Annotated in this window: 15 protein-coding genes and 1 tRNA gene; 12 read left to right on the top strand and 4 right to left on the bottom strand. The window is 62.5% G+C overall.

The window, feature by feature from the left end:
- Window positions 1-346: 346 nt before the first annotated feature.
- The 6 genes from ilvA to rapZ all read left to right on the top strand — a co-directional run bounded on the left by ilvA (window position 347) and on the right by rapZ (window position 6,495).
- Window positions 347-1,885, top strand: a complete 1,539-nt coding sequence (gene ilvA / locus ACEOAC_RS04670; protein ID WP_413628903.1) for a threonine ammonia-lyase, biosynthetic — start codon at window positions 347-349, stop codon at window positions 1,883-1,885.
- Between the two features lie 86 nt (window positions 1,886-1,971).
- Complete coding sequence (queF, locus tag ACEOAC_RS04665; protein WP_413444584.1) at window positions 1,972-2,856, top strand: NADPH-dependent 7-cyano-7-deazaguanine reductase QueF; 885 nt, start codon at window positions 1,972-1,974, stop codon at window positions 2,854-2,856.
- A gap of 314 nt (window positions 2,857-3,170) precedes the next feature.
- Window positions 3,171-3,797 (top strand): hypothetical protein, encoded by a 627-nt coding sequence (locus ACEOAC_RS04660; protein ID WP_241813294.1) that lies wholly within the window; start codon window positions 3,171-3,173, stop codon window positions 3,795-3,797.
- Window positions 3,798-4,058: 261 nt separating this feature from the next.
- Window positions 4,059-4,532, top strand: coding sequence for a PTS sugar transporter subunit IIA (locus ACEOAC_RS04655; protein WP_413444586.1), 474 nt, complete (start codon window positions 4,059-4,061; stop codon window positions 4,530-4,532).
- A gap of 56 nt (window positions 4,533-4,588) precedes the next feature.
- Complete coding sequence (gene hprK / locus ACEOAC_RS04650) at window positions 4,589-5,527, top strand: HPr(Ser) kinase/phosphatase (RefSeq protein WP_006465120.1); 939 nt, start codon at window positions 4,589-4,591, stop codon at window positions 5,525-5,527.
- A 104-nt stretch (window positions 5,528-5,631) separates the two neighbouring features.
- Window positions 5,632-6,495 carry an RNase adapter RapZ gene (gene rapZ / locus ACEOAC_RS04645; RefSeq protein ID WP_241813293.1) on the top strand — a complete coding sequence of 288 codons (864 nt, stop codon included), beginning with the start codon at window positions 5,632-5,634 and terminating at the stop codon, window positions 6,493-6,495.
- A 22-nt stretch (window positions 6,496-6,517) separates the two neighbouring features.
- Here rapZ and mutY read toward each other — a convergent pair whose 3' ends face one another.
- Window positions 6,518-7,651 (bottom strand): A/G-specific adenine glycosylase, encoded by a 1,134-nt coding sequence (gene mutY / locus ACEOAC_RS04640; protein WP_413628710.1) that lies wholly within the window; start codon window positions 7,649-7,651, stop codon window positions 6,518-6,520.
- Entirely contained in the window at window positions 7,648-8,469 is an 822-nt protein-coding gene (mutM, locus tag ACEOAC_RS04635) for a bifunctional DNA-formamidopyrimidine glycosylase/DNA-(apurinic or apyrimidinic site) lyase (protein ID WP_413444045.1), read from the bottom strand. Before mutM ends, mutY begins: the two co-directional genes overlap by 4 nt.
- 187 nt (window positions 8,470-8,656) lie before the next feature.
- On the opposite strand from mutM, the gene ACEOAC_RS04630 reads away from it, so the two are divergent.
- From ACEOAC_RS04630 to ACEOAC_RS04605, 6 genes are all read left to right on the top strand, one after another.
- On the top strand, window positions 8,657-10,462 hold the full coding sequence (locus ACEOAC_RS04630; RefSeq protein WP_006465124.1) for a tetratricopeptide repeat protein: 1,806 nt from the start codon (window positions 8,657-8,659) through the stop codon (window positions 10,460-10,462).
- The gene (gene lolB, locus ACEOAC_RS04625) at window positions 10,459-11,091 is read left to right on the top strand and encodes a lipoprotein insertase outer membrane protein LolB (protein ID WP_413444044.1); all 633 of its coding nucleotides are present in this window, start codon (window positions 10,459-10,461) and stop codon (window positions 11,089-11,091) included. Before ACEOAC_RS04630 ends, lolB begins: the two co-directional genes overlap by 4 nt.
- A 55-nt stretch (window positions 11,092-11,146) precedes the next feature.
- Window positions 11,147-12,016, top strand: coding sequence for a 4-(cytidine 5'-diphospho)-2-C-methyl-D-erythritol kinase (gene ispE, locus ACEOAC_RS04620; protein ID WP_077235946.1), 870 nt, complete (start codon window positions 11,147-11,149; stop codon window positions 12,014-12,016).
- A gap of 70 nt (window positions 12,017-12,086) precedes the next feature.
- Window positions 12,087-12,163 (top strand) — tRNA-Gln (locus tag ACEOAC_RS04615).
- 127 nt (window positions 12,164-12,290) lie between these two features.
- On the top strand, window positions 12,291-13,241 hold the full coding sequence (locus ACEOAC_RS04610; RefSeq protein ID WP_006465127.1) for a ribose-phosphate pyrophosphokinase: 951 nt from the start codon (window positions 12,291-12,293) through the stop codon (window positions 13,239-13,241).
- Between the two features lie 137 nt (window positions 13,242-13,378).
- Window positions 13,379-13,987, top strand: a complete 609-nt coding sequence (locus tag ACEOAC_RS04605; protein ID WP_006465128.1) for a 50S ribosomal protein L25/general stress protein Ctc — start codon at window positions 13,379-13,381, stop codon at window positions 13,985-13,987.
- Window positions 13,988-14,066: 79 nt separating this feature from the next.
- Here ACEOAC_RS04605 and ACEOAC_RS04600 read toward each other — a convergent pair whose 3' ends face one another.
- Together ACEOAC_RS04600 and ACEOAC_RS04595 are read right to left on the bottom strand one after the other, a co-directional pair.
- Window positions 14,067-15,863 carry a M61 family metallopeptidase gene (locus tag ACEOAC_RS04600; protein WP_413444043.1) on the bottom strand — a complete coding sequence of 599 codons (1,797 nt, stop codon included), beginning with the start codon at window positions 15,861-15,863 and terminating at the stop codon, window positions 14,067-14,069.
- A gap of 165 nt (window positions 15,864-16,028) precedes the next feature.
- On the bottom strand, window positions 16,029-17,492 hold the full coding sequence (locus ACEOAC_RS04595) for a glutamate synthase subunit beta (protein ID WP_241813287.1): 1,464 nt from the start codon (window positions 17,490-17,492) through the stop codon (window positions 16,029-16,031).
- Window positions 17,493-17,558: the final 66 nt, after the last annotated feature.

Raw genomic sequence — 17,558 nt, 5'->3', positions numbered from 1 at the left:
GAGGGTAGATTGAAGGCTGGCCGCGGCCAGGGGGAATATGTTGCGAAACTTGCCATCCATCAAGCCCGGTCGAATGGCGCAGCGTGCATTCTAGCTGGTGCCATCGGGGCTGAATTCAAGAACTGAAGAAAGATTCACCCCCATCCGGAACTTGTCCCCCGGCTTGCCAGTGCCCTGCCCTGCGCCGGTGGGCTCCTTTATAATGTCCAGTTCCCCTGGACCGGAGCGGCTACCGCTCTCCGCGCCCAAGAGGAATCCCGACCGGCTTACCGAGCCGCTTTTTCCCTTTGCCTGATTGCGATATGACCGCGCCTGAACCCGCTGCTGCTCGCCTGACCTCACTTCACTGAAGACCGACATGAGTAACGATTATCTGAAAAAAATCCTGACTGCCCGCGTCTATGACGTCGCCCAAGAAACCCCGCTGGAACTGGCGAACACGCTGTCGCAAAGGATTGATAATCGAATTTACTTCAAGCGCGAAGACATGCAGAGCGTGTTCAGCTTCAAGCTGCGCGGCGCCTACAACAAGATGGCCCACCTGACGCCGGCGCAACTCAAGCGCGGCGTCATCTGCGCCTCCGCCGGCAACCACGCCCAGGGCGTGGCGCTGTCGGCCGCCCGCCTGGGCTTCCGCGCCGTGATCGTGATGCCCACCACCACCCCGCAGGTCAAGATCGACGCCGTCAAGGCGCGGGGCGGCGAAGTGGTGCTCTTCGGCGACTCCTTCACGGACGCCTATGAACACGCGCTGACGCTGGAAAAGAAGCAGAAGCTGACCTTCGTGCATCCCTTCGACGATCCGTATGTGATCGCCGGCCAGGGGACGGTGGGCATGGAAATCCTGCGCCAGCACCCGGACCCGATCCACGCCATCTTTGTGGCCATCGGCGGTGGCGGGCTGATCGCCGGTGTGGCCTCCTACGTCAAGGCAGTGCGCCCGGACATCAAGATCATCGGCGTACAGACCACCGACTCCGACGCCATGGCCCGCAGCCTCAAGGCCGGTCGCCGCGTGGCCCTGCCGGACGTGGGCCTGTTCTCGGACGGTACGGCCGTCAAGCTGGTCGGTGAAGAAACCTTCCGCATCGCCAAGGAACTGGTGGACGAGATCATCATCGTCGATACCGATGCCGTCTGTACCGCCATCAAGGACATCTTCCAGGACACGCGCAGCATCGTGGAGCCGGCCGGTGCACTGGCCGTGGCCGGCGCCAAGGCCTACGTGGAGCGCGCGCGTGCCAGCAAGAAGCCGATCAAGGGCGAGTCGCTCATCACCATCGCCTGCGGCGCCAACATGAACTTCGACCGCCTGCGCTTCGTGGCCGAGATGGCCGATGCCGGCGAGGCCCGCGAAGCCGTCTTTGCCGTCACCATCCCGGAAGAGCGCGGCAGCTTCCGCCGCTTTTGCGAGACTGTCGGCCCGCGCAACGTGACCGAGTTCAACTACCGCATCAGCGATGACAAGGCGGCGCACGTCTTCGTCGGCATCCAGGTCTCGGCCGCCGACGAGGCCGGCAAGATCGCCCGCAACTTCGAGAAGGCCGGCTTCGGCGTGCTGGACCTGACCCACGATGAACTGGCCAAGGTCCACATCCGTCACCTGGTGGGCGGCAAAAGTGAACTTGCCAGCGATGAATTGCTGTATCGCTTCGAATTCCCGGAGCGCCCGGGCGCGCTGATGAAATTCCTCTCCAGCATGAACCCGGGCTGGAACATCAGCCTGTTCCACTACCGCAACCAGGGTGGCGATGTCGGCCGCATCCTGATCGGCTTGCAGGTACCCAAGAAGGAGATGAAGGAGTTCCGCGCCTTCCTGGCGCAACTGGGCTATCGTCACTGGGACGAAACCAGGAACCCGCTGTACAAGCTGTTCCTCGGCTAGCACCGCTGGCCGCGCCCCACCCGGGCGCGGCCACGGCAATACCGAACGTCATCGCCAGCCCAGGCTGGCATCGCAGGAGCCTCACCATGAACCACACCACCCCGCCCGCCTCGACCGTCGCCACCACCGGCCATTCGCCGGAAAGCTCGCCCCTGGGCAAGAGCTCGGAATATCCCACCCATTACGATCCGACCCTGCTGTTCCCCATCCCGCGCGCACCCAAGCGCGCCGAATTGCAGATCAGCGGCACCCTGCCCTTCTTCGGCGTCGATATCTGGACCGCCTATGAAATCTCCTGGCTGAACCTGCGCGGCAAGCCGCAGATCGCCATCGCCACCTTCATGGTGCCGGCCGATTCGCCCAACATCATCGAATCGAAGTCCTTCAAGCTGTACCTGAATTCGTTCAACCACGAGCGCCTGAAAAGTGCCGACCAACTGGTGGAAAAACTGCGCACCGACCTCTCTGCTGCCGCGGGCGCGGGGGTGCAGGTGATGCTGACCGAATCGTCGCAGTTCGGCCAGTTGCAGTTCGGCGAACTGGCCGGCTTGTCGCTGGATCGCCTGGATGTGGAAATCGAACCCGCCAGCGGCGGCGCCCATCCCGACGGCAGCCAACTGCGCGCCAACCACGAGGAAGCCCTGGTCGAGGAAACCCTGGTGTCGCACCTGCTCAAGTCCAATTGCCCGGTGACCAGCCAGCCGGACTGGGGCAGCGTGCAGATCCACTATGTGGGCGCGCCGATCGACCAGGAACGGCTGCTGAAATACATCATCGGATTCCGCGAACACAACGAATTCCACGAGCAATGCGTGGAACGCATCTTCAGCGACATCCTGCGCTACTGCAAACCGCAGAAGCTGGCCGTCTATGCACGCTACACGCGGCGCGGCGGCCTGGACATCAATCCCTGGCGCAGCAACTTCTCCAGCGCCAAACCGCCCTCGCAATTGCGTAACGCCCGTCAATAAGGCGGCGCTACTGGACCCGCCCATCGGGTACCAGTTGTAAAAACAACGTCAGTAAATTGTTACCGGATCTTGCCACGCAGGCACTTGCCTCCTTTGAGGGACAGGCGGCGTAACCAAGGTTTGGTAACATTTTCCGTTTTACAACAATGCAGATGAAGGGATATTTTTTCCTTCATGTCTGTCCACTCTTATGTGCATGAGCTTGCCAATCAGGCAGCGCCTTCGCACACCCGATCTTTCTTCAACCCCGTGCTACCACGTTCCAGCTCCGCGCCCCGGAGTCATGGGACTTCTGCTTTACGTCCACAATAACGATGACAACCACCACCCCACTGCGGCCTGCGACCGCTTCTGAACTTCGCGCTGCCCCTGCCCGTCGCACCCTGTGTCGCGCCGCGTTTGTCGCGGCTGCCACCCTCGCGCTGGTGCCGGCGGCCCACGCCGAAGACAACCAGTACAGCCTGTGGCAACAGACCAAGGACCACGCCGCCCACATCTGGGATCAGGGCGACAGCGCCATCTACCTGTCCGGCGTGGCCCACCACGGCCGCAGCACCTATACCCCGCAGAAGCTGGATGAGCTCAATGAACACGCCTGGGGCCTGGGCTACGGCAAGACCCTGCGCAACGAAAGCGGCAATGATGAGTCCCTGTATGGATTCGTGATCAAGGACTCGCACCGCCATCCGCAATACATGGCGGGGTATGCCTATGAATGGGTGTTTCCGATTGCCAAGACCGGCCTGGAAGTGGGCCTGGGCGGCACCGCCATGCTCATGAGCCGGCAGGATTACTTCCACAGCGTTCCCTTCCCGGTACCGTTACCGCTGGCCTCCATCGGCACCCAGAAGGGCAAGATCATGTTTGCCTACGTGCCACGCCTGTCCTCCAACAAGAACAACGGCGACGTGCTGCTGATCTTCGGCCGTATCGAGATGTAATTCGATTTGTCATTCGAGATGTCATTGCCGGTGATGCGATGACCGATGAGCGGGGCGGTGATGGATAAATCACCAACCCTCATCGGCGCTGGGGTCGGCAAAAATATTTCCACCTATCTCTACAAAAGTCGTACCTTGGGGCAAATCTGCTCTATCCGCCCGAAATCACCTGCTGTTCGGCGCTTTCAAAGCGTTCCTCCGGGTCCAAAGAGGCCTATAATCCTGCTCAAAGCTTCAGCCCGTGGCAATTCCTTGAGCGTCATGACTAATCTCGCAAAAATCCTGTCTCCAGAAAATGTGGTTCTGGATCTGGAAGTCTCCAGCAAAAAAAGAGCCTTCGAACAAGCCGGCCTGACTTTCGAAAACAACAGCGGCATCGCCCGCTCCACCGTTTCCGAAAACCTGTTTGCCCGTGAGCGTCTCGGTTCCACCGGACTGGGTCACGGCGTGGCCGTGCCGCACGGGCGTATCAAGGGCCTGAAGGCGCCGCTGGCGCTGTTCATGCGGCTGGCTGCACCGATCCCCTTCGAATCGCCCGACGGCCAGCCGGTCAAGCTGCTGATCTTCCTGCTCATTCCTGACAACGTGACGCAACAGCACCTGGAAATCCTCTCGGAAATCGCCGAGATGTTTTCCGACGACGCGTTCCGCAACGAGCTCGCCATCGAAGCCGACCCTGCCGTAGTGCATGCACGCATCGTGACCTGGCAGACCTCGATGGAGAAGGCCGGCTGATCAGCCCGGCCGCTCCCGCTCGCCGCCCACCCGCCAGCAGACCAGACCGGATCTACATGCCCACTTATTCCGCGTTGTCGATACAGCAACTTTACGAAGAAAACCGTGAATCCCTGCAATTGGGCTGGTTTGCCGGCTTCCCCGGCGGCGAACGCCTCATTTCCGGCGACGCCGTTTCGGCCTCCGACCAGGTGGGCCACCTGAACCTGATCCACCCGGGCCGCCTGCAGGTCTTCGGCCACCAGGAAATCGAATACTACAATCGCCTCTCCAACACCTCGCGCGCCTACCAGACCGCCGAGCTGGTGGCCGGCGAACCGCCGGCTTTCATCATCGCGCAGGGTCTCTCGACGCCGCCCGATCTGCTGGCGGTATGCGACGAAAAGAATATCCCGTTGTTCTCCACCCCGCTGCCGGCGGCGCAGGTGATCGACTACCTGCGGGTGTACCTGTCCAAGAAACTGGCGCAGCAGATCACCATGCACGGCGTATTCATGGACGTGCTGGGCGTGGGTGTGCTGATCACCGGCGAATCCGGCCTGGGCAAGAGCGAGCTGGGGCTGGAACTGATTTCGCGCAGCCATGGCCTGGTGGCCGACGATGCCGTGGAGTTTGCCCGCATCGCGCCCAACATGATCGAAGGACGCTGCCCGCCGCTGCTGCAGAACCTGCTCGAAGTACGCGGACTGGGGCTGCTGGACATCAAGGCGATCTTCGGTGAGACCGCGGTACGCCGCAAGATGCGCCTGAAGCTCATCGTGCACCTGGTCCGCCGCAGCACGCTGGAAGAAAACTACGAACGCCTGCCGCTGGATGCGCAGTATGAAGAAGTGCTGGGCCTGCCGATCCGCAAGGTGGTCATTCCCGTGGCGGCCGGCCGCAACATCGCGGTGCTGCTGGAAGCCGCCGTGCGCAATACCATCCTGCAGTTGCGCGGCATCGATACCCTCAAGGAATTCATCGAACGCCAGCGACGGGCAATGAACGGCGAATAGGCAGCGGAACAGCGACGCACCAGCCCGCCAGCAAGCCTTTCCCGCCGTTCGGGAAAGGCCATCCCCTCCCACGAATCGACGCCCCATGCGTTATGATTGCCGCCATGAGAATCGTTCTGATCACCGGCATCTCCGGCTCCGGCAAATCGGTGGCACTCCATGTGCTGGAAGACGCCGGCTATTTCTGCGTCGACAATCTTCCACCCTCGTTGCTGTGCGACCTGGTGCAAACCCGCATCAAGGAAGGCGCCAGCATGCTGGCCGTGGCTACCGATGCGCGCAGCGCCGATTCCCTGGCCACCCTGCGCACCGACATCGAGACCCTGCGCGCCGAGGGACATGACGTCAAGGTCTTCTTCCTGACCGCCTCTGACGATACGCTCATCACCCGCTTCTCCGAAACCCGCCGCAGCCATCCGCTGTCGCACCGGCTGCTGCCCGGCCGCAATCCGGCCGACCGCCTCACGCTCACCGAATGCATTGCGCTGGAAAAGGAAATGCTGGGCGACATGCAGGACATCGGCCTGGTCATGGATACCTCGCAGCTGAGCTCCAACAAGCTGCGTCGCTGGATCAAGGAACTGGTGGACCTGGAACGCTCGCCGCTGACGCTGCAGATCGAGTCCTTCGGCTTCAAGCACGGCCTGCCGCTGGACGCCGATCTGGTGTTCGACGTGCGCATGCTGCCCAATCCCCACTACGATGCCGAATTGCGTCCACTGACCGGACGCGATGCACCGGTCATCGAATTCCTGACGGCCTATCCCGAGGTGGCCGACATGTTCAACGACATCCGTGGCTTCGTGGAGAAATGGCTGCCGGCCTTCAAGGATGACAACCGCAGCTACCTCACCGTGGCCATCGGCTGCACCGGCGGTCAGCACCGCTCGGTCTATCTGGTCGAATTGCTGGCCAGCCACTTCCGCGCCACCGAGCAGGTGGTGAGCCGGCACCGCCAGTTGAACTGATCGCCCGGGCCGGCGCCGCCGGCTACACCACCGAGAGCAGGTCCCGCGTCCACAGCACGCCCAGCAACAGCTTCTTGACCGGCGCCGGCAACGGCGCATCGGCCAGCCTGTGGGCGGGATACCAGACCAGTCCGCGCTCGGCGATGGCCTGGCTGCGACTGCTCAGCGCCACCTGGAAGGGTGCCACGTGCAGCTTGAAGTGGGTAAAGACATGCGAGAACGGCTGCAGCTTGCGGCAGCCTTCCAGCTCGCCGTAGGGCGCCACCAGGGTGCGCACGGCGGTATCGAAGCGCGCCGCATCGGCCACGCCGATCTCCGGCAGCGACAGCAGGCCGCCCCAGATGCCGCTGTCGGGCCGCTGTTCCAGCAGGACATCCTCACCGTGGGTGATGACCAGCATCACGGTTTCCTTTTCCGGGACCGCCTTCCTGGGCTTGCTCACCGGCAGTTCCGCCACCCGGTCCTGGGCCAGGGCCACGCAGCGCCCGGCCAGCGGGCAGCGCTCGCAGGCGGGCTTGCCGCGCACGCACAGGGTGGCGCCGAGGTCCATCAGGCCCTGGGTATAGGATTCGATATCCTGTTGCGGCAGGAGCGCCACGGCACGCAACCAGAGCTTGTCTTCGACCGGCTTGGCGCCCGGATAGCCATCGACCCCGAACACCCGCGCAAAGACGCGCTTGACGTTGCCATCCAGGATGGCGGCGCGGCGGCCATAGGAAAAGGCCGCAATCGCCGCCGCCGTGGAACGGCCGATGCCGGGCAGGTCGGCCAGCAGTTCGGGATCCTCCGGAAAACGCCCTCCGTATTCGGCCACCACGCGCTGCGCACACTTGTGCAGGTTGCGCGCACGGGTGTAGTAGCCCAGCCCGCTCCAGAGCGCCATCACATCCTCCGACGGAGCTGCGGCCAGCGAGAAGACATCCGGGCAGCGCTCCAGGAAGCGCTGGTAATACGGGATCACGGCCGCCACCTGGGTCTGCTGCAGCATGATTTCCGAGAGCCAGACGCGATAGGCGTCGCGGGTATTCTGCCAGGGCAACTTGTGGCGACCGTGCTGTTTCTGCCACGCGATCACCTGAGCCGAGAAGGAGGGATCTTCATATTCCGACACCTCACCGGCAGCAGCCTTGCCCCGTGATTCGACAATACCCTTCATTTCTGGCAACTCACGCAATAAAAAGTGGAACGCTGCCCCTGCTTGATCTGGCGGATCGGCGTGGCGCAGATGCGGCAGGCCTCGCCGGTGCGGTTATAGACGAAGTAACTCTGCTGGAAATAACCCGACTGGCCATTGACGGCAATGAAGTCGCGCAGCGTGCTGCCGCCCTGCTCGATGGCCGCGGCCAGCGTTTCACGGATGGCCTCGGCCAGGCGCTCGTAGCGCGCCAGGCTGATCTTGTAGGCCGGCGTCCTGGGATTGATGCGTGCCTTGAACAGGCTCTCGGACGCGTAGATATTGCCCACCCCCACCACGATGTCGCCGGCCAGCAATACCTGCTTGATCGGCGCGCTGCGGCCACGGGTCTGCTTGAACAGCTCGCGGGCGCTGAACTTGTCTTCCAGCGGCTCCAGCCCCAGGCTGCGCAGCAGCAGGTGTTCCTCGACGGCGCCATCGGCGATGTCATGCCAGAGAATCGCGCCGAAGCGGCGCGGATCGGTCATGCGCATGACCTGGCCGCCCACTTCCAGATCGAAATGATCATGCTTTTGCGGCGCGATGCCCGGCGGCAGGATGCGCAGGTGACCGGACATGCCCAGGTGCACGATCAGGGTGCCATGGTCGAAATGGATCAGCAGGTATTTGCCGCGACGTCCGGTACGCCGGATCACCTGCCCCGCCAGCAGGCCCTGCAAGCCCGTCGGGAACGGCCAGCGCAGGCCGGTGTGACGCAGGACGACGCCGCTGACGGTCTGGCCTTCGAGATAGGGCGCGACCCCGCGACGGGTGACTTCGACTTCTGGTAATTCTGGCATCGGCTGGCGGATAAGGGAGGACGGGCGTGAAGCTGCATATGATAATGCAGATGCCGAAAACAAGACCTGAAGCCGCAGGTGCAACCTGCGCAGGGAAGCTTGTCAAAGATGGATTACACTGCGCTGTCAGCAAAGCCACGTTTGTTGCGCGTAAAATCGAAACTCTCCGAATCGTCAGGATGAAATCTTGAAAAAAACCATCGCTCTCCTCACCAGTTCCCTGCTGCTGACTGCCTGCGCAAGCCTGCAACAGCCCGGCGACAAGGCGGATGCCCAGGCGGCCCAGGACCAGAAGAGCGCGTCGGCCAAGTCGGCCGCCAATCGCAAGAAAGCCCCCAAGGCCAAGGTCCAGCCGCAGGAAGACACCCTGCCTGCGCTGGAGCTGAGCGAGGACATCCTTTACAAAGTGCTGACAGCCGAGATCGCCTTCCAGCGTGGTCAATGGCAGTCGGCCTACGTGACCATGCTGGCGGCCGCGCAGCAGACACGCGACCCGCGCCTGGCCAAGCGTGCTGCCGAGATGGCGGTAGCGGCGCGCCAGGCGGGCGAAGCACTGGTGGCGGTGCGCCTGTGGACCGAACTGGCACCGCACTCCGATGAAGCCCTGCAGAACTACCTGGGCCTGATCATGCTCTCGGACAGCGTCGATGAAATCGAACCGCTGCTGACCCAGCGCCTGGCCGATGCCGCGCCCCAGGCGCGTGGCCCGATGATCCTGCAGATCCAGCGCCTGCTCTCGCGGGCCAAGGACAAGCAGGCCAGCTTCACCATCCTGCAGAACATCACCAAGCCCTATGGCGACCTGATGGAAACCCACCTGGCCCTGGCCCAGGGCGCCTTCAGCATCGGCGACGGCGCCCAGGCCCAGCGCGAGGCGCGCGCGGCCCTGAAGATCAAGCCGGACTCCGAACTGGCCGTGCTGACCGCCGCCCAGGTGGCCTCCGACAACAAGGACGCCACCAAGCTGGTGACCGACTTCCTGCGCAAGTATCCCGATGCGCGCGAAGTGCGCGTGGCCTACGCCCGCAGCCTGGTGGAACAGAAGGATTACAAGCAGGCCCGCAGCCAGTTCGAGACGCTGTTGAAGGAAGACGGCGAAGACGCCACCACCCTCTTCGCGCTGGGCGTGCTGTCGGCCCAGACCGACCAGTTGAAGGACGCCGAATACTATCTGCAGCGCTACCTGCAGGTGCTCTCGGCCCAGCCTGAAGATGATCGCGACCCCAGCCAGGCGCTCCTGCTGCTCTCGCGCATCGCCGAGGAACGGCGCGATCTGGATTCGGCGCTGCGCTATCTCGACCAGGCTGAACCGGGTAGCGAAGGCTACGTCAACATCCAGGTCCGCCGCGCCCAGCTGCTGGCACGCAAGGCCGACATCGAAGGTGCCCGCAAGGCGCTGGAACAGGCGCAGTCCGAATCGGCCAATGATGGTGAGCAACTGCAACTGCTGCTGGCCGAATCGAGCCTGCTGCGCGACGCCAACCGCAACCAGGAAGCCGCCGACGTGCTCAAGGGCGGCCTGGAACGCTTCCCCAACAATACCGATCTGCTCTACGACTATTCCATGGTCCTGGAAAAGCTGGGCAAGTACGACGAGATGGAAAAGTCCCTGCGTCGCGTGATGCAACTGGCCCCCGGCAACCAGCATGCCTACAACGCGCTGGGCTATTCGCTGGCCGATCGCAATGTACGTCTGCCGGAAGCGCTGGAACTGATCCAGAAAGCCGCCGACCTGGCCCCGGAAGATGCCTTCATCGCCGACAGCCTGGGTTGGGTGCTGTTCCGCATGGGTCGCGCAGAACAAGCCGAAACCCAGATGCGTCGCGCCTATGGACTGCGTCCGGATGTCGAGATCGGTGTCCACCTGGGCGAAGTGCTCTGGACCAACGGCAAGCAGGATGAGGCGCGCAAGGTATGGCGCGAGGCTGCGCTGAAGGAACCCAACAATGAAGTCCTGAAAAGCACGCTGGCGCGGCTCAATGTGAAGTTATGAGTCGCTTGCGTTCCTATCATGGCTTCCTGAAGGCGGCGCCTTTCTGTCTTGCCATCCTGCTGGCCGGCTGTGCCACGGTACTGCAGGACAGCGTGGCGCCCAACGCCAGCGCGCCGGCCTACCAGTCCAGCATCGAGATCGATGGCCGCATCTCGGTCCAGTACGAGCAGGACCAACGCCCGCAGTCTCTGCACGGCAGCTTCTTCTGGAAGCAGACCCCGCAGGAACTGAACCTGGACATGTTCTCGCCCCTGGGCCAGACGGTCGCCACCATCAACGTCAAGCCCGGCATCGCCACCCTGGTGCAATCCGGGCGCGCGCCGCAGGTGGCGCCCGATGTGGATGAACTGGCCGCGCAATCGCTGGGATGGCCGCTGCCGGTGTCGGGCATGCGCCAGTGGCTGCAAGGCAGCGGCATCGACGCCAGCGGCAAGCCCTTCACCGCCCGCGCCGGCACGGAAGCAGCCAGCTTCGACACGCGCGATGGGTGGCGCATCACCTACGCCAACTGGGAGACCGATGCCGCCAGCGGCCAGGCCCGCCCCAAGCGCATCGACATGACCCGCAGCACCGCCCAGGCCGGCAAGGTCGCCATCCGCATCGCCATCGATGGCTGGAAAAAGCCCTGAACGCTGCCCTGAGACCACCCGTCTTCACTTGCACTCACCCGACCACGCAACACGCATGACCACCACGCTCACCGCCTGCCCGGCACCGGCCAAGCTCAATCTGTTCCTGCACGTGACCGGCCGCCGTCCGGATGGCTATCACCTGCTGCAATCGGCCTTCCAGTTGATCGACCGGTGCGATACGCTGGACTTCGCCCTGCGCGACGACGGCCGCATCGTCAGGACCAATGAGGTGGCGGGCGTGCCGGCCGAGTCCGATCTGGTGATCCGCGCGGCGCACCTGCTGCGCGAGGCCAGCGGCAAGCCCCACCTGGGCGCCGACATCACCGTGCACAAGATCCTGCCGATGGGAGGTGGCGTGGGCGGTGGTTCATCCGACGCGGCGACCACGCTGATGGTCTTGAATCACCTGTGGAATTGCGGCTACAATCGCGCCTCTCTGATGGAGATGGGCCTGAAACTGGGCGCCGACGTTCCCTTCTTCCTGTTTGGCCGCAATGCATTCGCAGAAGGCGTGGGTGAAGAGCTGGCGGCACTGCGCACCGCGGATTGCTGGTTCGTGGTCATCGAACCAGGCGTATCTGTTCCAACCTCTTTAATATTTTCTTCAAAGTTGTTGACAAGGGATACCGAACCCGTCAGAATAACGGACTTTCCTGATGCGACGAAACAAATCGCTTCCAGCTTCGGGAAGAACGATCTGGAAATGGTGGCAACTGCGCATTTCCCCGAAGTTGCGGCGGCAGTCGAATGGCTGAGCAGGTTCGGGAGCGCAAGAATGACCGGATCTGGCGCCTGTGTGTTTTGTGCATTCGAACACGAACATCAGGCAGACGAAGTGCTCAAGCAATTGCCTTCGCGCTGGATCGGCTGGAAAGCCAAAGCGATGCAGGAACATCCTCTCGCCCATTTAGTGCAGTCGTAAAGAAGAATTGGTTTGACGTGAGCGCAGCGCCTGGCATAGAGCGCGCGACACGGCGAGCAGCAAGTTGCGTAGGGGAATCGCCAAGCTGGTTAAGGCACCGGATTTTGATTCCGGCATTCCAAGGTTCGAATCCTTGTTCCCCTGCCATTTAATTCGGACAGGCCGCAGTACAGGCCCGGGTCCAGTCAGAAAAATAAGCCGTCAATGTGAGACCGATCAAGTCAAGCATTGTCGGCTTTTCGACTTTTTAACGATTGCATTCAGGGATACCCACATGGCACTTGAGAACCTGATGGTTTTTACGGGCAACGCCAACCCCGAACTGGCGCGCGGCGTCGCTGAGAAACTCGGTATCCCGCTGGGCAAGGCCAATGTTTCCAAGTTCTCCGACGGCGAAGTCATGGTCGAGATCAATGAAAACGTTCGCGGCAAGGACGTCTTCGTGCTGCAGTCCACCTGCGCACCGACCAATGACAACCTGATGGAAATCATGATCATGGTCGACGCTCTGAAGCGCGCTTCGGCCGGTCGCATCACTGCCGCCATCCCCTACTTCGGTTATGCCCGCCAGGATCGCCGTCCGCGTTCGGCACGGGTGGCCATCTCGGCCAAGGTCGTGGCCAACATGCTGCAGGAAGCCGGCGTCGAGCGCGTCCTGATCATGGATCTGCATGCAGACCAGATCCAGGGCTTCTTCGACATCCCGGTGGACAACATCTACGCCTCGCCCATCCTGCTGGGCGACCTGGTCAACAAGAACTACGACGACCTGCTGGTGGTCTCGCCCGACGTCGGCGGCGTGGTGCGCGCCCGCGCGCTGGCCAAGCGCCTGAACTGCGACCTGGCCATCATCGACAAGCGTCGTCCCAAGGCCAACGTCTCCGAAGTGATGAACATCATCGGTGAAGTCGAAGGCCGCAACTGCGTCATCATGGATGACATGGTGGACACCGCCGGCACCCTGACCAAGGCTGCCGAGGTGCTGAAGGAACGTGGCGCCAAGAAGGTCGTGGCCTACTGTACCCACCCGGTGCTGTCGGGTCCGGCCATCGACCGCATCGCCAATTCGCCCCTGGACGAACTGGTGGTGACCGACACCATCCCGCTGTCGCCGGCTGCACGTGGCTGCGCCAAGGTACGCCAACTGACCTGTGCCGACCTGCTGGCCGAGACCTTCAAGCGCATCACCAAGGGTGACTCGGTGATGTCGCTGTTCGCTGAATAAGATTTTGCATTCGCCTCGCCGCGGTTTTCCGTGGCGAGGTTTTTTCATATTCCCTGGTCGCGGGGAATATTTAACTTGCGGGGCAACCGTCGATTGAATGATTCAACGACGAGCCCTGCCAACATTGGAGCTTCAACATGAAAGTGATCGCCTTTCCGCGTAATGAACAGGGCACCGGAGCGAGCCGCCGCCTGCGTCGCGCGGGTCAAACCCCGGGTATCGTCTACGGTGGCACCGCTGCCCCGCTGAACATCGCCGTTGACCACAACGCCCTGTACCACGCCCTGAAGAAGGAAACCTTCCACTCGTCCATCCTGGACCTGGAAATCGACGGCAAGGTCGAACAAGTGCTGCTGCGTGACTTCCAAGTCCACGCTTTCAAGCAACTGGTCCTGCACGTTGACTTCCAGCGCGTGGACGCTTCCCAGAAGCTGCACACCAAGGTGCCCCTGCACTTCGTGAACGCTGAAGTGTCGCCGGCCGTCAAGCTGCACGCCGGCATCATCAGCCACGTGGCTGCTGAACTGGACGTGACCTGCCTGCCGAAGAACCTGCCTGAGTTCATCGAAGTCGACCTGTCCAAGCTGGACGTCGGCCAATCGATCCACCTGGCTGACCTGAAGCTGCCCAACGGCGTGACCGCCGTCACCCAGGAAAACCTGACCATCGCCACCGCCACCGTGCCGGCCGGTCAAGTTGCCGCTGAAGGTGAAGCTGCTGCTGGCGGCGCCGAAGAAGCCAAGTAATCCGCTTTCTTCCGCTGCAAGAAAAAACCCGCCGAATCTGATTCGGCGGGTTTTTTTTCGTCTACAGCGCAACAGACGGTCAGGCTTTTATCTTTAGCCAGGCCTCGCGCTGGCGCACCGTCGCCACCGGCTTGGGCAAGGCCTTCAGGCTCACCTGCGGCGCCGTATCCGCCTTGAGCTTGACGTTGAATTCCATCAGTTCATCACGACGGAAGGCATGCACACGCACCGTATCGTTGAGTCGGTAACGCGCCAGCAAGCCATCGGGACCGGATGCAGGCACACGCAAGCCATCGATGGCCACCAGCTTGTCTCCGGCCGACAGGCCCGCCTGCATCGCAGGGCCGCCTTCGTACAGTGCTGCCAGCTTGGCGTCGCTGCCTTCCTTGGTGATGCGCGCGCCCAGCCAGGGCTTGGCGTCCGCCGGCAACGCTGCCTCATAGGCCAGTCCGAAGGCCGGCAGCAACGCTTCCAGCGGCACGTCCTCGGTACCGCGGATGTAGCGGTCGTGGAAGCGCTTGAGGTCGGCGCCGGCGAATTGCTCCATCAGCTCCAGGATGCCCTCTTCCGGCACGCCCCGCGGCTTGCCCTGGTAGAAGTCGCGGCCAAAACCGGTCCACAGCCCGCGCATGACATCGTCCAGCGAACGGCGGCCGCCGGTTTGCTGGCGGATCGTCAGGTCCAGTCCCATGGCTACCAGCGAACCCTTGGTGTAATAGCTGACGATGGCATTGCTGGCGTTTTCGTCCTGACGGTAATACTTGACCCAGGCATCGAAGCTGGATTCGGCCACGCTCTGCTTCTTGCGACCGCTGCCGCGCAGCACGCCGGTGATGGTCTTGCCGATCAGCTTCAGATAGTTGTCGGTATCGATGACGCCGGTACGCACCAGGAACAGGTCGTCGTAATAGCTGGTGAAGCCCTCGAACAGCCATAGCAGCGAGGTGTAGTTCTCCTGGCGCAGGTCGTAGGGGGCGAATACGGCTGGCTTGATGCGCTTGACGTTCCAGGTATGGAAATATTCGTGGCTGCACAGGCCCAGGTAGGTACGGTAGCCATCGGTCTGCTCCGGCTTGCCCTTGACCGGGAGGTCGGCGCGCGAGCAGATCAGGGCGGTGGAAGCACGATGCTCCAGGCCGCCGTAGCCATCGCCGACGGCCAGCGTCATGAAGACATAGCGGTCCATGGGCGCGCGCTTGGTACGTGGCTCGAAGAAGGCGATCTGGGCTTCACAGATCTTCTTGAGGTCGTCGCACAGGCGCGCCATGTCGAGATTGGGCACGCGGCCGGTAATGACCACGTCATGCGGCACGCCATACGCCTGGAAGCTGGCCAGGGTGAAATCGCCGATTTCCACCGGATGATCAATCAGCTCATCGTAGTTCTGCGCCACATAGGTGCCGAAGCCATAGCGCTTGGCCTTGAGTTCAGCCATGGCCGTGGCGACGCGCCAGCGCTTGAACTGGTCGCCCTCGGGACGGCGGATCTCCACCACCTGCTGAGCCTGCTCGAAACCATGCGCGGCCAGGAATACGCTGGTGCCATTGAAGAAGCCATGGGTCTCGTCCAGGTGCGCGGTGCGCACCGACAGGTCCCAGGCATAGACCTGGTAATGCAGGGTGAGCGCGCCCTTGCAGGGAGCGGCTTGCCAGGTGTGCTTGTCGAGCTTTCTGACCTGCACCTTGCGACCGGCTGACTCACCGCGCAAGGTCACGATGTTCTTGCCGAACTCGCGGATCATGTAGCTGCCCGGAATCCAGGCCGGTAGCGAAAACACCTGGCCCTCCGGCGCTGGCGAATCGACTGTGACGCTGACCTCATAGACATGGGAGGCGGGATTGAGGGAAGTGATGCTGTAGCGGATCGGGGTGGCCATTGCAGTGTGGAGATGATGCCGGCGGGCGGCGATGGCCCATTTTACACGCGGCAAAAATAAAAAAACCGGACCGACTTGCGTCGGCCCGGGTCCAGGGTCAAATGAAGCTAACCGTTAAAACTATTTAAATCATATAAATCGTTTGATGCAGTCCGTCATGCGGGATCAACGCGGCAGCAGCGAGCTGCCCATCAGGAACTCGTCCACTGCGCGTGCGCATTGGCGACCTTCGCGGATCGCCCACACCACCAGCGACTGGCCACGACGCATGTCGCCTGCGGCAAAGACCTTGTCCACCGAGGTCTTGTAGCAGCCTTCGCCATCGGTGGTGGCCTTGGCGTTGCCGCGGGCATCCTTGTCCACGCCGAAGGCATCCAGCACCTGCGCCACCGGCGAGACGAAGCCCATGGCCAGCAGCACCAGGTCGGCCTTGATCTCGAATTCCGAATCGGGGACTTCGACCATCTTGCCGTCCTTGAACTCGACGCGCGCGGCGATGAGCTTCTCGACCTTGCCGCCCTTGCCTTCCAGACGCTTGGTGGTGACCGCGAAATCGCGCTCGCAACCTTCTTCGTGCGAGGATGAGGTGCGCAGCTTGATTGGCCAATAGGGCCAGACCAGCGGCTTGTTTTCGGATTCCGGCGGTTGCGGCATCAGTTCGAACTGGGTCACGGCAGCAGCGCCATGACGGTTGGAGGTACCCACGCAGTCGGAGCCGGTGTCACCACCGCCGATGACGACCACGTTCTTGCCGGTGGCCATGATCTGGTTCTTCAGCTTGTCGCCGGCGTTGACCTTGTTCTGCAGCGGCAGGAAGTCCATGGCGAAATGCACGCCCTTGAGCTCACGACCGGGCACCGGCAGATCACGCGGAGCCTCGGCGCCACCGGCGATGATGACGGCGTCGAATTCTTTCTTCAGCTCGTCGGGGGAGACGGTTTCCTTGGACCAGTTGTTGACGGTCTCGGGGAAATCCTTGCCCACGAAGACGCTGGTACGGAAGGTCACGCCTTCGGCCTTCATCTGTTCCACGCGCAGGTCGATGTGCGACTTTTCCATCTTGAAGTCGGGGATGCCGTAACGCAGCAGGCCGCCCACGCGATCACTCTTCTCGAACACGGTCACGTCGTGACCGGCGCGGGCCAGTTGCTGGGCAGCGGCCAGGCCGGCAGGACCGGAACCGACCACGGCGACCTTCTTGCCGGTCTTGACGGCAGCCGGTTGCGGCACCACCCAGCCGTTTTCCCAGCCCTTGTCGATGATGAAGTGCTCGATCGACTTGATGCCCACGGCGTCATTGTTGATGCCCAGGGTGCAGGCGGCTTCGCAGGGTGCCGGGCAGATGCGGCCGGTGAACTCGGGGAAGTTGTTGGTCTGGTGCAGGGTGTCCAGGGCTTCCTTGTAGTTGCCGCGATAGACCAGGTCATTCCAGTCGGGAATGATGTTGTTGACCGGGCAGCCGTTATTGCAGAAGGGGATGCCGCAGTCCATGCAACGCGCGCCCTGGATCTTGGCGTCGGCGTCGCTCAGGTGCAGGACGAATTCCTTGTAGTGCTTGGTGCGCGCTGCTGGCGCTTCGCTGGCCTCTTTCAGGCGCTGGTATTCCATGAAACCGGTTGCTTTTCCCATTTTCCTCTCACATTCTCGCTAAGGATGCGGCGGGCGGCGCTCTTCATTTCTGGCGCCACGCCCGCC

It is taken from the genome of Herbaspirillum frisingense (assembly GCF_047325095.1).
GTDB lineage: Bacteria > Pseudomonadota > Gammaproteobacteria > Burkholderiales > Burkholderiaceae_D > Herbaspirillum > Herbaspirillum frisingense.
The sequence above is the reverse complement of the archived record's forward strand: the minus strand, read 5'-3'. Positions and strand labels throughout refer to the sequence as shown.

What these genes read in the sequence shown, in the direction of transcription:
- queF (WP_413444584.1), top strand. Translation starts at nt 1,972, where the DNA reads ATGAACCACACCACCCCGCCCGCCTCGACCGTCGCCACCACCGGCCAT.
- ACEOAC_RS04660 (WP_241813294.1), top strand. Translation starts at nt 3,171, where the DNA reads ATGACAACCACCACCCCACTGCGGCCTGCGACCGCTTCTGAACTTCGC.
- ACEOAC_RS04655 (WP_413444586.1), top strand. Translation starts at nt 4,059, where the DNA reads ATGACTAATCTCGCAAAAATCCTGTCTCCAGAAAATGTGGTTCTGGAT.
- hprK (WP_006465120.1), top strand. Translation starts at nt 4,589, where the DNA reads ATGCCCACTTATTCCGCGTTGTCGATACAGCAACTTTACGAAGAAAAC.
- rapZ (WP_241813293.1), top strand. Translation starts at nt 5,632, where the DNA reads ATGAGAATCGTTCTGATCACCGGCATCTCCGGCTCCGGCAAATCGGTG.
- mutY (WP_413628710.1), bottom strand. Translation starts at nt 7,651, where the DNA reads ATGAAGGGTATTGTCGAATCACGGGGCAAGGCTGCTGCCGGTGAGGTG.
- mutM (WP_413444045.1), bottom strand. Translation starts at nt 8,469, where the DNA reads ATGCCAGAATTACCAGAAGTCGAAGTCACCCGTCGCGGGGTCGCGCCC.
- lolB (WP_413444044.1), top strand. Translation starts at nt 10,459, where the DNA reads ATGAGTCGCTTGCGTTCCTATCATGGCTTCCTGAAGGCGGCGCCTTTC.
- ispE (WP_077235946.1), top strand. Translation starts at nt 11,147, where the DNA reads ATGACCACCACGCTCACCGCCTGCCCGGCACCGGCCAAGCTCAATCTG.
- ACEOAC_RS04610 (WP_006465127.1), top strand. Translation starts at nt 12,291, where the DNA reads ATGGCACTTGAGAACCTGATGGTTTTTACGGGCAACGCCAACCCCGAA.
- ACEOAC_RS04605 (WP_006465128.1), top strand. Translation starts at nt 13,379, where the DNA reads ATGAAAGTGATCGCCTTTCCGCGTAATGAACAGGGCACCGGAGCGAGC.
- ACEOAC_RS04600 (WP_413444043.1), bottom strand. Translation starts at nt 15,863, where the DNA reads ATGGCCACCCCGATCCGCTACAGCATCACTTCCCTCAATCCCGCCTCC.
- ACEOAC_RS04595 (WP_241813287.1), bottom strand. Translation starts at nt 17,492, where the DNA reads ATGGGAAAAGCAACCGGTTTCATGGAATACCAGCGCCTGAAAGAGGCC.